The sequence below is a fragment of the Pseudomonas sp. P1_C12 genome (assembly GCF_056406435.1).
Map to the genome: position 1 here is coordinate 204695 of NZ_JBFUAE010000006.1, position 16760 is coordinate 221454.

A 16760-nucleotide genomic window follows, 5' to 3' on the forward strand; every position below is an offset into this window, starting at 1 on the left:
AAATGAAGATCGGTCTTATTACGATACATAATGCTAGTAATTATGGTGCGGCACTTCAAACCTACGCGACAGTCCAAGCGTTGCGAAAGCATGGCCAGCCAGAAGTAATCAACTATAAAAACCATTTTATTACTAGCACCATGAGTCTCATTCGGATTGGATCTAAACCGAGAGACTTTTTTAGGGCGGGGAAGGATCTTACACGTATTTTACCAAGGGGACGCCTATTAAGAAAATTCAACTCTTTTTTTTCAGAGCACTACAATCTCTCTGGTCCACTGGCTATAGATCTTAGTGGCCTAGAAGGCAGATACGACGCTTTTGTTTGTGGGAGCGATCAAATATGGAATCCAAATATTATTGGTGAGAATCCTAAGCTGGATGGGGCCTATTTTCTAGAGTTTGTAAAAAACAAAAGAAAAATTTCATACGCATCGAGCGCTGGTAGTTATAAGTTCAAAGAAGATGAATATCCTAAAATTGAAAATTACTTAACCTCGTTTCATAAATTATCGAGTCGAGAAACAGACACGGCAAATCAGATCAGTCAGATCTTGAGCAGAAATGTTGAGCATGTCCTGGACCCAACATTGTTGCTTGATAAGTCGGAATGGAAAACATCTTTGCATCTCAAAGAAGATCCTAGTGTTGAAAAGTACATATTAATATATTCTCTTAAAAAAGATAAACTGTTCATTGACGCGGTAGCTGCCGCTAAGTCCCACTTAGGGTACAAGGTTATATCGATAGACCAGGAGCCTTTCGCGGGTTTGAAAGTAGACGAGCATATTCGTGACGCTGGTCCAATAGACTTCCTTGATCTTTTTATTAATGCGTCATTCATTGTTACTAATTCATTTCATGGTGCGGCATTTTCTACAAATTTTGAGATCCCGTTTTTAGCTGTGAAGCCTTACTCTGGTGGGAATAGGGTTACAAGCCTACTAAACTTGGTTGGTTTAACTGAACGATTCGTGAGCTCTCATGAAGATATTGAAGGTGCTCTTAAAGGTAAATTAGACTTTTCCAGTTCTAGAAAGCTGTTAGCTGCTGAGCGGAAAAAATCAAATGAATATCTTGATAGTGCGTTTTCAATATAACGATTGTTGGTTAATAACCGTTAAATATAAAAACTTGTGGGGTGCCACGATGCTTCCACAAGTTTTTTGGGCTTGTATTTTATGAAAATCGCTTTACAAAAAAATGGTCGCTCGATTGATGTTTCACTTCTATTTTCTCTTTTTTTAATTATAGTTTTGCCTCAAGTTCTATTTGTTGAATTAAAGTTAAAGTCGCTGTCGCTAGGGTTATCTATTGCTGCTGTTACAACGATTTTGTTTTTTCTCAAAAAGATACAGTCTATTACACGAAAAGAGGGTATTTATACGGCCGGATTTATTTTTTACGTGTTGCTTTTTACTTTAGCAACCTCAATGTTTAAAAGTAACACCAAAGCTTTACTTAGCATTCCTGCTTTTATTTTGGTAGTTTCAACAGCGCTGTTGCTATCCCATTCTTTAAGGAAAGCTGATGCTGAAAATATAAAAACTACGTTTGCGATCATATTTTTTACATTTTCCTTGCTCGGTTGGTTGGAGATAGTTGTCGGTGTACACATCCTGAACTACGCCAATCTAGAAAAGCCTATATTTCCGTTTTCAGAAGAAAGTCATTTTGCTTTGGCATATGGCCCAATAGCTTGTGCACATGGTGTATCTAGAAGCACCAAACAAAAGGCTTTGGTCGTATTAAACTTACTATGTATGTCTGTTCTTCTTCCAAATCTGACACTTTTTCTGTTTTGTATCGTTAGTTCGCTTATTTTTTTTAGGCTAAGATTTTTAGTAGTGCTTATTTTGATGATGTCAGCTCCGGCGTTGTTGATTTTGTCGTCGCTAAATCAGGATTTAATATATTCAACATCTGACTATTTCACCTCAAGGGTGTCAATGGATCAGGACTCGAAAAACCTAAGCGCGTTGGTATACATTCAAGGCTGGAATGAAATATATAAAGGACTTACTCAGGATTATGGTATCGGTGCTGGCTTTCAAATGCTCGGCACAGGTGAGGCCTCATTAATAAGCGAGCGTATATACCATATCGCTGGAAAGTATCTTAATAGCGAAGATGGTGGTTTTTTAGCGGCAAAAATAATAGGTGAGTTTGGGTTCGTTGGATTGCTTGCCTGCATGTACTATATTGTTGCTGTATGCAAGAGCGCCAGGATTATATCTTCCAAAACTAAGAGTGCTGATGTTTCGTTGGTTTTAAAGAAAAAGATATTCGCATCCATCGTTGTATCCTATGTCGTTGAGTTTTACTTTCGAGGTTATGGTTACTTTTCTCCTGGACTGATATTGGCTCTAGCTGCGCTCATTGCTCTAAATCCCAAGGCGTCAGTAAAGAAAGGTAGATTGAAAGCAATTGTCGGCCATACTGATTTCTATCGCTCAGGTACTACGTAAACGAAATCTACTACGTAAGTACAAGGCAGTTCAGTCACTAGGTAATGCTAATTTTAAGGGACGCTACATCTATGTTTTTTTTGAACGGGAAACCTGTATCTTACTTGCTGCGAAACTCTTTTTTTTTATTGTATTCAAAGATTTTTATAGGGCGACAGATTCGTATAATTAAGGGCTTTCCAAGGATAATTAATAAAGGGCATCTAAAGTTTGGTAAAAATTTCACAGCTGGCATGGATTTAAGAATTGAGATATTGGCAAAAAATGGATCAATCAAATTTGGTGATAATGTAAAAATAAATGACTATTGTCATTTTGGAGCGATAGAGGAAATAGTGGTTGGGGAAAACTGCTTGATAGGAAGTTTTGTTACAGTGGTAGACCATGATCATGGTGTTTATAAAAGCTCAGACATGGAACCATCTTCTTCTCCTAGAGTTATTCCTGACGATCGTAAGATTTTAGGTTCGGCGATTGTAATCGGTGATAATACGTGGATCGGTGAAGGAGTAGTGATAGTTTCAGGGGTTACTATTGGAGAAGGTTCCGTAATAGGAGCGAACTCTGTAGTTACTAAAAATATTCCAGCAAATAGCATCGCCGCTGGGTCCCCCGCCAGAGTTATTAAAGCATATAGCGAGATCTCACAGAAATGGGAAAGATTACAGTAGTATCGGCTGTAAATATAGTAGACGGCGGCGCTTTAACGGTCTTGCAAGATGCCATAAGGGCATTTGATTCAAATGTTAAAGTCGGGGACTCTGTCATATTTTTAGTCGCTTCACCTGTTGTACATGCTTTTTTGGATGTTCAGAACATTAAGTTTCTGTATTTTCAGAAATCAAAGAAAAATTGGCTTTTTAGGGTTTTTTATGAGTACGTCTATTTTTATTTTTTGTCCTTAAAGATTCATCCGGATGTTTGGTTTTCACTGCACGATATAACTCCAACAGTCAAAGCCTCTAAGCGGTTCGTTTATTGTCATAATCCATCAATTTTTTTAAAATTCCCTATTTCCTCAATCCCGCTCGATCCTAAACAGTTCTTGTTTTCGAAGTTTTATAAGTATCTTTATAAGATAAACATCAAGAAAAACTCCTCGGTTATAACACAGCAAGCATGGATGGCAGATGAGTTTTCGAGAATATTTAAAATCAAGAATGTTCTTGTTGCTGAGCCTGACGTAAACGTAGACAAAATCCCTGTTGACTCCAAACAATATTTACCTGGGAGCGGGAAGGAATTTACTTTGTTCTATCCTGCATATCCTAGGTATTTCAAAAACCACTCTGTTATTTTCAAGGCTCAGCCACTAGTTAGTCAGGCTTCTTTCTGGTTGACAATAACTGGTTCTGAAAATAAGTATTCAAGAAGGCTGGTGGAGCGGCATCCGCTTATTAATATCGAACTTTTGGGGCTCTTGCCGCGGTCTCGTGTATTCGAGCTATACCAAGAGTGTGATGCTTTAATATTTCCTTCCTTACTCGAAACATGGGGGCTCCCACTTACCGAGTTTAAAGTATTCAACAAGCCGATTGTGGCTGCAGACTTGCCATACGCACATGAAACTATCGGGTTGTACGAGCATATATATTGGTTTGATCCGGAGTCCCCAGAGTCTTTGGCTGCAGCTATTGAAAGGGCAAAAGAAAATATAAGACCGGACTTGCCTAAGACTAAGCCATGTATGCATACAAAGATTTATGGGTGGGAGCAACTGGCAATTCACATCATGGGGAGTTAAAGGAAATGAGCGCAGTTATACATGTAGTTCTGGTTGATTACTTTAAAGCTTCGAGAGTTGTGGAAGCTATTAAAGTTCTTCGAGAGCAACTCTATGATCAATCAAAAATTTTTGTCACTGTCGTTGATAATTCATGTAGCTCAGAAAACTTTGAGGTTTTAAAAGAACTCTCTGGAACTGGGATTGAAATAATTAGCAGTAGTAAAAACGTCGGGTACATTTCCGCAGTCAACATGGCAGTAAGCATGAGGGTTGAGCCTTCAGATATAATTCTGTTGTTGAATCCAGATATAATTCTTAAAGATAAGCATACTATTTCTGGAATGGTTCGTAATTTTAAGGATCCTAAGTGCTATGTGGTTGGGCCTGCGCAGGTAAATGATGACGGTACTATTCCTGATATAGCTAGAGGGTATCCAACTATTGCCGCTTTAGTTGCGAAGAGAACAATATTAGGGAAAACTTCTTGGGGTGAAAAAGCTGTTTCAAAATACCTTCTGTCTGGTTTCGATCCACAAAAAACCCAGACCGTACCATGGCTTCAATCATCTTGTGTATTCGTAAGAAGAAGTTATTGGGACAAGGTCGGTGGACTAAACTCTAAATATTTTCTTTTTATGGCAGATATAGAAATTTGCAAAAAAGCATACGAGCATGGAGGGTATGTTATCTATGATTCCTCTCATACAGCTATTGCAGATGGAAAACGCTGTAGTGATGGAGGGGTGATGGCACTATTCAAAAAGCAAGCTCTAAGAAAACACATCATTGACGCAGCCAGGTATTATATTAATTAATTATGAAAATTATCGTAACCGGAGGGGCCGGATTTATTGGTTCGGCTGTAATTCGACATCTTCTCAATCACACAAACCATGTCGTTACTAACGTGGATAAACTTACATATTCAGGGAATTTAGATTCGGTAGATACGGTATCGAATTTGTCGAATTATAGTTTTTACCAGCTTGATATCTGTGACTCGGACGGCTTGAATAAGTTGTTTGACACTTTTCAGCCGGATGCAGTGATGCATCTTGCTGCAGAGTCTCATGTTGATCGCTCCATTGACGGCCCAGCTGAATTTATCCAAACCAATATCGTGGGTACTTACACCCTGTTAGAAAGCACTCGCCGTTACTGGAGTGGTCTTTCAGACAGTGCACGACAGTCTTTCCGCTTCCATCATGTTTCGACAGATGAAGTGTATGGAGATCTAGAAGGCACAGAGTCCCTTTTTTCCGAGACAACACCCTATGCACCAAGTTCGCCATATTCGGCATCTAAAGCCAGTTCAGATCATCTTGTTCGGGCTTGGCACCGTACATATGGTCTACCCGTATTGGTAACTAACTGTTCCAATAATTATGGACCATATCACTTTCCCGAGAAGTTAATTCCGCATGTGATTCTTAATGCTATCCATGGCAAACCTCTGCCAGTATATGGTGATGGTAGCCAAATTCGCGATTGGTTGTTTGTAGAGGATCATGCTCGTGCACTCTGTGAAGTAATCTGTCGTGGCAATGTCGGTGAAACCTATAATATCGGTGGTCACAACGAGAAGAGCAATCTCGAAGTTGTCGAAACTTTATGCGATCTCCTCGAAGAATTAGCACCTGCCAAACCATCAGGTATTAAAACATATCGTGACCTTATTACTTTTGTTAAGGATCGACCGGGTCACGACTTTCGCTACGCCATTGATGCGAGCAAGATTGAGCATGATTTGGGCTGGGTGCCGCAAGAAACATTTGAAAGTGGTATACGGAAAACGGTTAAGTGGTATTTAGAGAATCAAGAGTGGTGGCAACGTGTGCTCAGCGGTCAGTACCAATTAGGACGGCTGGGTGAAAGCGTTTGATAATGCACATACTTCCCTATTTTTCTGTTTACCTTTAAAAGGAATTATCATATGAAAGGTATTATCCTAGCAGGGGGCTCCGGCACCCGACTTCACCCGATAACTAAGGGTGTCTCGAAACAATTACTACCAGTATACGACAAACCAATGATTTACTATCCATTGTCGGTATTGATGCTTGCCGGTATCCGCGAAATATTAATTATCTCAACTCCGGAAGATTTACCAAATTTCCAAAACTTGTTAGGTGATGGATCTTCATTCGGAATTGAGCTTTTTTATGCCGAGCAACCTTCGCCAGATGGTTTAGCCCAGGCATTTATTATTGGGGAAGACTTTATCGGTGATAGTAATGTTGCTTTGGTTCTGGGCGATAATATTTTCTACGGCCATGGATTTAGCGCCAACCTGTTAGACGCAGCGCGCCGCCAGTCCGGTGCGACGGTATTTGGCTACCACGTTGCTGATCCGGAGCGCTTTGGCGTGGTCGAGTTTGATGATCATGGAAAGGCTATTTCTATTGAGGAAAAGCCCAAGCAGCCGAAATCAAATTACGCGGTCACCGGTCTTTATTTCTACGATAACGATGTAGTGCAGATCGCGAAGAAGGTAAAGCCTTCCCATCGCGGTGAGCTCGAAATTACCGACATCAACAACGCTTACCTGCAGCGCGGCGATTTGCACGTCAGCGTATTGGGTCGTGGCTTTGCCTGGCTGGACACTGGTACCCATGATTCATTGATGGAAGCCGGGCATTTCGTTCAGACGATCGAAGCGCGTCAAGGCTTGAAGGTTGCGTGCCTGGAAGAGGTTGCCTTTAATCAAGGCTGGTTAAGTGCCGCGGAGCTGGACAAGCAAGCCACCGCTCTGCACAAAACCGGTTATGGCCAATACCTTGCTGGTCTGTTGGCCGCGAGGCCTTCAAAATGAATGTCATCCAGACCCAACTGCCCGGCGTTCTGATTATTGAGCCCAAGGTATTTGGCGATGAGCGCGGCTTTTTCGTGGAGTGCTACCAGGAGCCGCGCTATCGTGACGCCGGAATTGAGTTACCGTTCGTACAGGACAATCACTCACGGTCTCAGTATGGAGTATTACGTGGTTTGCATTTCCAGCGTAATCGACCTCAGGGTAAGTTAGTACGCGTAACTCGTGGCGCGGTCTACGACGTGGCGGTCGATATCAACCCAGAGTCTCCGACCTGCGGAGAGTTCGTTGGTGTTGAACTTACGGCGGATAATCATCTTCAACTGTGGATTCCACCGGGTTACGCCCATGGGTTCTGTGTATTGAGTGATATTGCCGACTTTCAATATAAATGCACCGATTTGTATTATCCGGAAGAAGAGGGTGGTCTTATCTGGAATGACCCTGACGTGAATATTCCCTGGCCAGTGGAAACACCCAAACTCTCGGAGAAAGACCTGCGTAACCCGAGCTTGCGAATTCTACTGGGTGGGGAATGAGTATGCGTGTTCTTGTCACGGGCGCTCATGGCCAGGTCGGATACGAGTTGCTTCAGCGAGTGCCTGAAGGTTTTGCCGTGTTCGGTTATGGATCGCAAGATCTGGACATCAGCAATGCAGAACAGATCCGGGCGGTGTTTGAAGCGGTCAAGCCTGAATTGATCATTAACGCTGCTGCGTATACGGCGGTGGACAAGGCTGAAACTGACGTAGAACGTGCCTATGCGGTTAACTCGGACGGAGTGGGGTTTCTCGCATCTGCTGCGGAGAGCCTGGGCATTCCACTCCTGCATATCTCCACAGATTATGTGTTTAGCGGGGAGGGTGACAAACCATACACGCCCGATGACGTTACCAGCCCTACCGGTGTATACGGTTTGAGCAAGTTGGCTGGAGAGAAACAACTTCAGGCGCAATGCTCACGTCATCTGGTGCTGCGCACCAGTTGGGTGTTTGGTGCGCACGGAAACAACTTCGTGAAGACGATGCTGCGTCTTGGAAGCGATCGGGACACTTTGTCTGTTGTCGCTGACCAGCACGGGGCGCCCACTTCTGCAGGCAGCATTGCCGATACGCTGTGGGCATTGGCGCTAATTTTTAAACAGGAAGGCAGTCTGGGCTGGGGGGTGTATCACTACAGTGGTGTCCCCGCTTGCAGCTGGTATGACTTTGCCAATGAGATATTCACCCAGGCTTTCAGCCTTGGTCTGCTGGAAAAGTCACCGAAGGTAAATGCAATAACCACCGCAGAGTATCCAACTCCAGCCAAGCGGCCTACGTGGTCTGTGTTGGACTGCAAAAAACTGGCGGATGCACATGGCCTGCTGCCAAGAGGTTGGCGAAAAGAGCTTCAGCATATTCTAAATCAACTAATCCACGAGAAATGAAGCATAGCTTTCCGGTGCGTCTATATATGTTATAGACCAAGATTATGCTTGGTTTTAGTTGTACGATAAGATTTTTTACAACGGTCTTGTGATTTAACTTTTAGTGTGGGTGTATTAATTTCATTGCTCGTCAAAAAAGTGGCGGTCATAAATATACCAAAATTTATTGAATTGGAAAGATCGAATCTGTAGTTGGAAAGTGACGGCGCTAGTGAGGTTACTGGCGCTGCCTTGAAGTTTGGAGTTTATGTTATTTGATTTCTTTATAAATAACCTCATGACAATCCTGAAATTCTACTATTTCGATAAAAGATACTGCCGGTTAGGGATTACGATTGTGGAAGCGCTTATCGATCAGAAAAATTACATAAGTTTTTAGGTTAAGAGTGCCGTTCAATATCATTATAAACGAATTTCCACAACTAGGTGATTGTGGTATTTGTAGCGGATTCCAATATCCCGTTAGGTAATATGCGGCCGATAATATTAAATGCATTGATGTTATTCATGTTTGTGCGCATAGCGAGGACAGCCGATGCGAAATATTACTAGACGTCAATTACTCGGTGCTGCCACCTTAGGGGTGACGGGGGGAGTATTGTGGAGGTTGTCTAGCTTTGACACTAAACAGCCGGTGGCACAGTTTCGGGAATTTGACGCTATTCGCGCAGTCAGTATAGCTAGTCAACAGTTGTTTAATAGCATAAATGTTAACGTACCTACAAGTTTGGTGAGGATTTAATGTCTATACCTCCTTCCTTGGATGCGTTAATAGAATATGCTGAGAAATTATCAAGCGCCGCACAGCGTTCGGATGTTGCCTCCTCATTGCAACATCGATTTGTGAATGGCGGGGTAGATGAAGTTATCCAAACGGAGTCCGGCCCGTTACCTTCTTTGGCTAAATGGAAGGCAGACACGGACAGACTTTTTGCCGATGTAAAGGTCGTTGTTGATTCCAATTTTCGTCGTGAACCTGTTGACCCTGAATTTAGGTCAGATGGCAGCCCACTTCAGGTAGGCGACGAGTACTTCAATACCAGAGAACTGGAAAAACGGCTTTGGAATGGGGATGTATGGTATACCCCTAATGTAGACGGGCAGGCCATTCTTAGGGATCTTAGAGACCATAGTAACGCCTCAAGGGGGGCTGGGATGGTCGGATGGCGCAGGGTACCCCTAGATGCAGATTCAGCGCCGATGAGTTCTTTACTTCAGATATTGTCTACTAAACCGATTAGTATCTGGGAATATGCGAAATATGTGACTTCTATGGGCGATCGTCATGATCCTTCGAGTTGGGATTGGACTCCTGCCATGACTCAGTTGGCACTCACCGGAAGAGACTGTCACTTTACGGAAGGGTGCTTCAAGTCAGATCCGATATCCTGGTTTCCAGGGGTACGTCTAATCGGAGAGGGGGGGAATCGATTTGATTCTAACCGAACGGTAATTGAGTCGCTAAATCCCCGGCAAAAATTGTTTAGCACGACGCCATCTACTTCGACGACGGAGCGGGCAGCTATAGTAATCACTGGGATGGAGCTTTGCTCTGACTATCCGTTAACAATCGGTGATCCTAGCGTGACTATTCTGGATGGCGGAGCAAGCCCCTACGAGATGAAGCCATATCTTTCTGATTTCACGCTCCGGGCTAAGACAGAAGGGGTAGGGGTGGGGTTGCTCTTGGCTAAATGCTTCGATCATGTAGTTGAACATGGAGAGATAACTGGTTTTGCACGTGGAATTGTTGAAGTTGGTTGTGATCTCGGTTCAATAAGAAACTGTCGTATCAGATCCTTTTCCGAATATGGAATACTGCAGCTTTCTACAGCAACATTTGGTTCTCAGTCAGATATTACAAAGAATGATATTCTTGATGGTGGAGCTGATAGTGTTTATATAAAGTCTACGGCTAGACATGTTCGCATACATGATAATTATCTTGAGCGTGGTGGCGTTGGTAAAACATGTAAAGGGTTTATTGATCTTTCCGACATTGAATCTCCAATCTATTGGGGGAATCTAGTTTCTCCCACCCAATTGCAAACCATATCATTAGCCGACAATCGAATTGACGGTATGATTCGAGCCACTGAGTTCGTTCGTCGGGTCGACGCTGCCAAATCGGTTTCGATTTATATTAACGAACCATATTCGACTACTACTGGGGAGGTTAAAAGCTTAATCGTGAATGACGAATTTGGTCCGAATAGGCTGGATATTTCCGTGCAGCCTAGGGATGTTAGAATTTTTGATCAGTCATTTGACAGGTGGCATAATTTTTCATCTGACAGCATTGAAGGCTTGGAGAGAGTGACTCCTGCATGTTTAGGGGCGATAAGTAGCGGGAAGGATCAGACCGCAAGCCTTAGAATTAGGTCGGGTACCCGGATAGTTATGCCTGTTACATTTTCAGTGACTTCGCGCGCATGGGTGCTCCAGCGGAAATCCACTGAAATTAATCAGTGGTTTGCCGAAGGTGTTAACTATGTCTGTCGGATTCGAGCTAGAACTACTTCTTTAAAAGGGGACGTTTTATTCATGGCTGCGGGCTCCAACTCACATCTTGATGCCCCGAATGAATTTATTTTAACTACGCAGTTTAAATCATTTTCTTTTTTCTTTTCTGGTGTGTCAGAAAGCTATATACGTTTCGGATTTTTTCTCGGTAGGTCTACTAATAATGGAGACATTGAAATTGCATCTATTGACTGGAAGTGAAATGTTTTTTCGATTACTGGTGCCTAGAGCGTATTCTCATTCTAAGTGATGAGGGCGCTCGTGTTGCTTCATTTTAAACAGTTATCCTGCCCAAAGTATTATTCAGATTCACTAGATCTACGTATCTGCTATTGCTCCAAAGTCTGCTTCAGTACTAGTAGCGAGGATAGACGGCGCATGTCGTAATTTTTGTCCGTAGTAATGATCAAGGCGTAGGTTGCAGGATTCTTGCTCCTAACTAGGTCGATGTATCTCCTAAGGAGGTCGCCAATAACGCCGTTATTGGGATTTGCACGGGCGATTGCCCTGACAATTTCTAACGGTTTGCTTGATCGCCAGTTGTTAAAAAACTATAAAATTATCAAAAAATGTCAATAACACTCTGAATTTCATAGAAAAAAATGAAATTATGGCAGTGGACAAAACTAACGTTCGTTATGTGTCATTGGTGGAATTCACCGCGATCACTGGCATCCATGATCTGTGAGTGACATCATCTCTAGAAGGTAAAGGATGGGCATGCGCAGTCATTTGATGCTTTTCATTTGGTGGTGTCTGTTCATTCTTTCGTTTTTTTGGTACTTAGTATCAAATCTGTATATCGAGAAGGAGTCTGATATGAAAAAGCTATTTGCTGTTTCGCTGTTGGGTATCTTGAGTACCTCAGCAATGGCTGCAGAGGAACCGCTGACTCTGAGCACTCCGTTGGTGGGTTCAGTCACTGTGGGTACCAGTTTGTTGGTCGGCGCTGCGGTGGTTGCGGGTGTGGTAGCCGCGTCCAACAGTGGCGGAAGTTCTAATGGCGGTTCTGGTGGCACTACCGGTACCACTGGTACCACCGGAACTACCAGATAAAATAGTCGTAAGTGTTTAGGACAAGGTCACGCAGGATTGCCTGAGTGGCCTTGTTTTTTTAGGAAGTGCTCTCAACTAGTGTAGTGCCGATATGATTCGTAATTTTTCTGTTGCCATACTGACAAGTATTACTCTGCAAGGTTGTATGTTTTCCCCCGGTCAACATATGGACACCAGTCAAATCGTTCGTGATGGAACGCCTGAGAGCAGTCGTGTTGAGTTGATCCCTATTACGCCTAAATTGATCGCTATGAACGCGGCCACTCAGGTAGGCGAGACCATTCCATCAGAGCTTTTGAGCTACTCGCCAGGCAGTTATCGAATTGGTGCCAACGATTTGCTGTTTATCACAGTGTGGGACCACCCAGAGTTGACAGCTCCTTCTGGACCACAGCAGCAAATTGATGCGAACGGGCGTCTTGTTCGCCCGGACGGCAATCTTTTTTACCCCTATGTTGGCAATGTCGCTGCAGCGGGTAAAACAATTGAAGAGTTGCGTGCTCATATATCCAGCCGGTTGTCACAGTTTGTTGAAAGCCCACAAGTAGATATTAGTGTATTGCGGTTTGCCAGCCAAAAAGTCGTCGTATCTGGTGCAGTTATCAGGGCAGGACAACAGCCACTCACGACAATACCACTGAGTGTCGTGGAGGCCGTAGGTGCTGCTGGGATTGATCCTCTGAATGCTGATCTTTCAAACCTGACCCTTACCCGTGATGGTCACGAATATAAGCTGGATCTAGACGCGCTGAACCGTCAGAACAATTCCCAATTGCCCAATGTCTACCTCAAGGGTGGCGATCAGCTATATCTGGCTTACAACGATCGCAAGCGAATCTATGTCATGGGCGAGGTTAACCAGCCTCGGGCATTGAGCTTCAAAACCAGAACCATGAACCTGTCCGATGTGCTGGGCACGGTGGGTGGTTTGAATCAGGCGACCTCCAATGGCAATGCCGTTTATGTGATCCGGGGTGTCGAAAACCTCGACAAGGAACCGGCGAAGATTTTCCAGTTGGAAGCTGAATCACCTTCCGCCATGGCGTTGGCCACACGTTTTGATGTGCAAGCGCAGGACGTGGTCTATGTAGGGCCTGCCAATGTTACCCGCTGGAATCGCTTTATTAGCCAGTTGGTGCCTTCTGCATCCATCATCGGTATCGGCGCTTCTGCACAGAACAACTTAAGCGAAGCCAGCAGCAGATAAGGCCCATTTAAGCGTGATAATTTTGCGTAAGAGCGCCTTCCTGGCGATGGCTTTCATTCTGTGTGGGTGTAACCCACTAATGAAAGCCTCTTTCGATACCCTCAAAGCGTCCACCATGGGGCCCAACTCTCTGGAGTTGACCCAGGCTCAGTTGGACGCTGTTCCCTTTCCTCAGATCAAAGTCACCACGCCCTCCAGCGAGGGCGTCATGGCGATGATTCGCCAGCGAGGCGACCTGCAGTTCTGGGTTGCTTCCGGTAAGCAGGTGTTGTTGATTCGCGACGGCTTGATCGTGCGTAGCGTCGGCCTCGGTATCAATCTCGATGGTACCCGCTGGGAGGGCGAGTCGCCGTTCAAGCGTGGACTGCATCAATTGCCCGATGGCTATAGCAGCACTCGCTGGATCGATATCTATGACAGCTACCGCGTCGGTATTGCCGTGAACAGTCGGTTTACCAAAGAAGGCATCGAGGACATCAAGGTGATGGACCAGACTTATGCCTTGCTTCGTATCGATGAGCACATTGATGCTCCTGAAATAGATTTCCATGCCGTCAATCGTTACTGGATCAGACCAAGTAATGGTTTCGTCATTCAGAGCGAGCAGCATCTAACGCCTCAAATTTCCCTGAAGGTCATTCAGTTGCGTTCTGAGCAGGGAGCTATCAATTGAAGCGTCTGAATATTGTGTTTGCGGGCTTGTTATTAGCCAGCTCAGGTCTGAGTCATGCCGATGTTACTGTCAGTGGTGACGTTCGCAGCCCTGGCCAATTCAAGATCCAGCCCGGGGCGCGTTTACTGGATGTTATTACCGCTGCGCAACCCAATGCTGAGAGTTACTGGTTGGGTGCCGCATGGTTGCGCCAGCCTTTGCTGGAAGAACAGCGCCGGCTGAAAGTCGGGGTATTGTTTGACCTGAAGGTACTGCAGCGTGGCGCCATGCTGTTTGACAAGCCTGCCCGGGCGGCCTTGGCGAGTCAGCTCTTTGAGGAGATCGGCCGGTTACCGGTAACGGGTCGCCAGGTTGCGGTACTTGACCCTGTTGCCGTAGAGGTCGGGTTTGCCCTTAACGATCGTATTGCGGACGGCGACCGTCTTGTCTATCCGCTTCGCCCCGATTCCGTAGAGGTGTTGGGTGCGGTCGCGAAACCTTGCCGACTGCCTTATCGCGCGATGCAGGAAGCCCGTGACTACCTTCGATCCTGTCAGGCCTCGTCCGACGCAGAGACGGACTACCTGTGGGTAATCCAGCCCGATGGTCACACCCAGCGGATCGGTATCGCACTGTGGAATCGGGAAGAGGGGTATTGGCCCGCCGCAGGTAGCAAAATCCTCGTGCCGATCAAGAACGATGATCTTGATCCACCCACACCCGAACTCAATCAGCAGTTGGCCGAATTCCTCGCCACTCAACCTGTGGCTGAGGTGGCCCCTTGAAGTTACGTTTTGCAGCTGTCTTGTTGTTGCCTTGTGGTTTAGCTCATGGAGAGCCGCGTTATACGCAGAGTGATTTCGGTGGTGTGGGGTTGTTACAAACGCCTACCGCACGTATGGCACCTGCCGGCGAATTGAGCGTCAATGCCAGTCGAACCAGCCCCTATACTCGTTACAGCCTTTCGCTACAGCCCTTTGACTGGCTTGAAGGCTCGTTTCGATACACCGCCATTACCAACCGGGCGTACGGACCTGAGTCACTCAGTGGCGATCAAAGCTACAAAGATAAAGCTGTCGATGCCAAAATTCGTTTGTGGGAGGAAAGTCACTGGCTTCCTCAAGTGGCGTTAGGTTTTCAGGACATCGGTGGTACTGGATTGTTTTCCAGCGAGTACTTTGTGAGTAACAAGCGCGTTGGCAACTTAGACTTCAGCGTTGGTGTCGCTTGGGGATACATGGGTAGTCGGGGGGATTTTGATAACCCACTTGGTTGGGTTGATGACAGCTTTGATACACGACCACCCAGCGAAGGGACGGGCGACTTCAATCCGAATTATTTTAGAGGATCGCCATCCTTGTTCGGTGGTGTCGCCTATCAAACACCTTGGGCGCCGCTCAGTTTGAAAGCCGAATTAGAAGGCAATAACTATAAAAACGAACCCTTCGATAACGACATCAAGCAAGACTCGCCCATCAACATCGGCGCAGTTTACAAGCTGACAGACTCGATTGACCTCAGCGCTGCCTGGGAGCGCGGTAATACCGCGATGTTCGGTATTACATTGCACACCAACTTTGCCAGCCGCAAGACGCCGACAAAGACCTATGACCCGCCAGCGGAACCTCTACCGGCCCAGGCGCCTGCCACTTCCCCGGATCAGGTCAATTGGGCCAATGTGTCCCAGCGCCTGCAAAACAACGCCGGTTATAAAGTGGAGCGCATCAGCCAGCGTGGCTCTGAATTGTTGGTCTACGGCGAGCAGTCGCGTTACTTCTATCCGTCGAAAGCCGTGGGACGGGCCAGCCGGATTCTGGACAACAGCGTCAATGACGATATCGATTGGTTCACCTTGGTGAACAAGCGATACGACATGCCATTGGAAGAAACCAGTGTGCCCCGCGAAACATTTCGCGAAGTGGTTAATCACCAGGAGCCCTTGCAGGACTTGCATCGCGCCACCGAGGTCAATGCCGCAGTACCGCACACCGAGACCACGCTGTATACCGGGGCACGGGAGCCCTTCTCTTATGGACTGGGTCTAGGCTACAAGCAGAACATCGGTGGTCCCGATGGCTTGCTCTATCAGGTCACTGCCGATGCGGATGCCGAGTATCGCTTTACCCGTGATACCTGGTGGAGTGGTTTGCTGAGCGTCAATTTGTTGAATAACTATGACAAGTTTACCTACGACGCACCGAGTGGGCTGCCGCGAGTGCGCACGGACTTGCGCAAGTATCTGACGACATCCGACGTCACCATGCCGACGTTCCAGCTCAACCACGCCAAGCAGTTGGATAAAGACCTGTATGGCATGGTCTACGGCGGCTATCTGGAATCGATGTTTGCCGGCGTCGGCGGTGAGGTGCTGTTTCGTCCGGCAGGCCAGCGCTGGTCCGTAGGTGCCGATCTGAACTTCGTTCGCCAGCGTGACTTTGATCAGGGATTCGGTCTGCGTGACTACTCGACCGTCACAGGCCACATCACTGGTTATACCGACTTGCCTTTCGAGGCCCAAGCGGCCGTCAGTGTCGGCCGTTACCTGGCTCGCGATTGGGGTACCACGATCGACCTGTCCCGTGAATTCCGCAACGGTGTGCGATTTGGTGGCTGGGTCACGCTGACCACGGCGACTAAAGAGGAGTATGGCGAAGGCAGTTTCGACAAAGGCATCTACATCTCCATCCCTTTCGACGAGTTGATGAGCATGTCGACGATGCGTCGCGCCAATATCGTCTGGGCACCTTTGACCCGGGATGGTGGTGCACGGCTTAACCGTAGTTACTCGCTGCACACCATGACTGATAGCCGTGACAGTGATCTGTTCTATCGCAACTTTGACAAAATCACGGAATGAGGGCTGGCGATCGACAGGGCGGGTAAGCCCTGTCGA

General features: G+C 46.0%; 15 protein-coding genes. All 15 read left to right on the forward strand.

The features are described 5' to 3' along the window. The first annotated feature begins 2 nt into the window (after positions 1-2). The 15 genes from AC1D19_RS13170 to AC1D19_RS13240 all read left to right on the forward strand — a co-directional run bounded on the left by AC1D19_RS13170 (position 3) and on the right by AC1D19_RS13240 (position 16724). Positions 3-1100: a polysaccharide pyruvyl transferase family protein gene (locus AC1D19_RS13170; protein ID WP_477763459.1), complete on the forward strand. Its 1098-nt coding sequence runs from the start codon at positions 3-5 to the stop codon at positions 1098-1100. A gap of 81 nt (positions 1101-1181) precedes the next feature. Next, the gene (locus AC1D19_RS13175; RefSeq protein ID WP_477763460.1) at positions 1182-2468 is read left to right on the forward strand and encodes a hypothetical protein; all 1287 of its coding nucleotides are present in this window, start codon (positions 1182-1184) and stop codon (positions 2466-2468) included. Between the two features lie 71 nt (positions 2469-2539). Further along, a complete protein-coding gene (locus tag AC1D19_RS13180; protein ID WP_477763461.1) occupies positions 2540-3139 on the forward strand; it encodes a DapH/DapD/GlmU-related protein in 600 nt (199 codons plus the stop codon). Continuing rightward, positions 3121-4212 carry a glycosyltransferase gene (locus tag AC1D19_RS13185; RefSeq protein WP_477763462.1) on the forward strand — a complete coding sequence of 364 codons (1092 nt, stop codon included), beginning with the start codon at positions 3121-3123 and terminating at the stop codon, positions 4210-4212. The genes AC1D19_RS13180 and AC1D19_RS13185 overlap by 19 nt, the downstream gene beginning before the upstream one ends. Positions 4213-4217: 5 nt before the next feature. Then, on the forward strand, positions 4218-5009 hold the full coding sequence (locus AC1D19_RS13190) for a glycosyltransferase family 2 protein (protein ID WP_477763463.1): 792 nt from the start codon (positions 4218-4220) through the stop codon (positions 5007-5009). Positions 5010-5011: 2 nt separating this feature from the next. Continuing rightward, entirely contained in the window at positions 5012-6076 is a 1065-nt protein-coding gene (gene rfbB, locus AC1D19_RS13195; RefSeq protein WP_477763464.1) for a dTDP-glucose 4,6-dehydratase, read from the forward strand. Between the two features lie 51 nt (positions 6077-6127). Continuing rightward, positions 6128-7006 (forward strand): glucose-1-phosphate thymidylyltransferase RfbA, encoded by an 879-nt coding sequence (gene rfbA, locus AC1D19_RS13200; protein ID WP_477763465.1) that lies wholly within the window; start codon positions 6128-6130, stop codon positions 7004-7006. Continuing rightward, positions 7003-7542, forward strand: coding sequence for a dTDP-4-dehydrorhamnose 3,5-epimerase (rfbC, locus tag AC1D19_RS13205; RefSeq protein ID WP_477763466.1), 540 nt, complete (start codon positions 7003-7005; stop codon positions 7540-7542). The genes rfbA and rfbC overlap by 4 nt, the downstream gene beginning before the upstream one ends. A gap of 2 nt (positions 7543-7544) precedes the next feature. Then, positions 7545-8429: a dTDP-4-dehydrorhamnose reductase gene (gene rfbD / locus AC1D19_RS13210; protein WP_477763467.1), complete on the forward strand. Its 885-nt coding sequence runs from the start codon at positions 7545-7547 to the stop codon at positions 8427-8429. Positions 8430-9170: 741 nt separating this feature from the next. Next, positions 9171-11153: a hypothetical protein gene (locus AC1D19_RS13215; protein WP_477763468.1), complete on the forward strand. Its 1983-nt coding sequence runs from the start codon at positions 9171-9173 to the stop codon at positions 11151-11153. 618 nt (positions 11154-11771) lie between these two features. After that, positions 11772-12008 carry a hypothetical protein gene (locus tag AC1D19_RS13220; RefSeq protein ID WP_477763582.1) on the forward strand — a complete coding sequence of 79 codons (237 nt, stop codon included), beginning with the start codon at positions 11772-11774 and terminating at the stop codon, positions 12006-12008. Positions 12009-12099: 91 nt separating this feature from the next. Further along, complete coding sequence (locus AC1D19_RS13225) at positions 12100-13215, forward strand: polysaccharide biosynthesis/export family protein (protein ID WP_477763469.1); 1116 nt, start codon at positions 12100-12102, stop codon at positions 13213-13215. A gap of 13 nt (positions 13216-13228) precedes the next feature. Continuing rightward, positions 13229-13888: a YjbF family lipoprotein gene (locus AC1D19_RS13230; RefSeq protein ID WP_477763470.1), complete on the forward strand. Its 660-nt coding sequence runs from the start codon at positions 13229-13231 to the stop codon at positions 13886-13888. Then, the gene (locus AC1D19_RS13235) at positions 13885-14652 is read left to right on the forward strand and encodes a capsule biosynthesis GfcC family protein (RefSeq protein WP_477763471.1); all 768 of its coding nucleotides are present in this window, start codon (positions 13885-13887) and stop codon (positions 14650-14652) included. Before AC1D19_RS13230 ends, AC1D19_RS13235 begins: the two co-directional genes overlap by 4 nt. Further along, positions 14649-16724, forward strand: a complete 2076-nt coding sequence (locus tag AC1D19_RS13240) for a YjbH domain-containing protein (protein ID WP_477763472.1) — start codon at positions 14649-14651, stop codon at positions 16722-16724. The genes AC1D19_RS13235 and AC1D19_RS13240 overlap by 4 nt, the downstream gene beginning before the upstream one ends. The last annotated feature ends 36 nt before the right edge of the window (positions 16725-16760 follow it).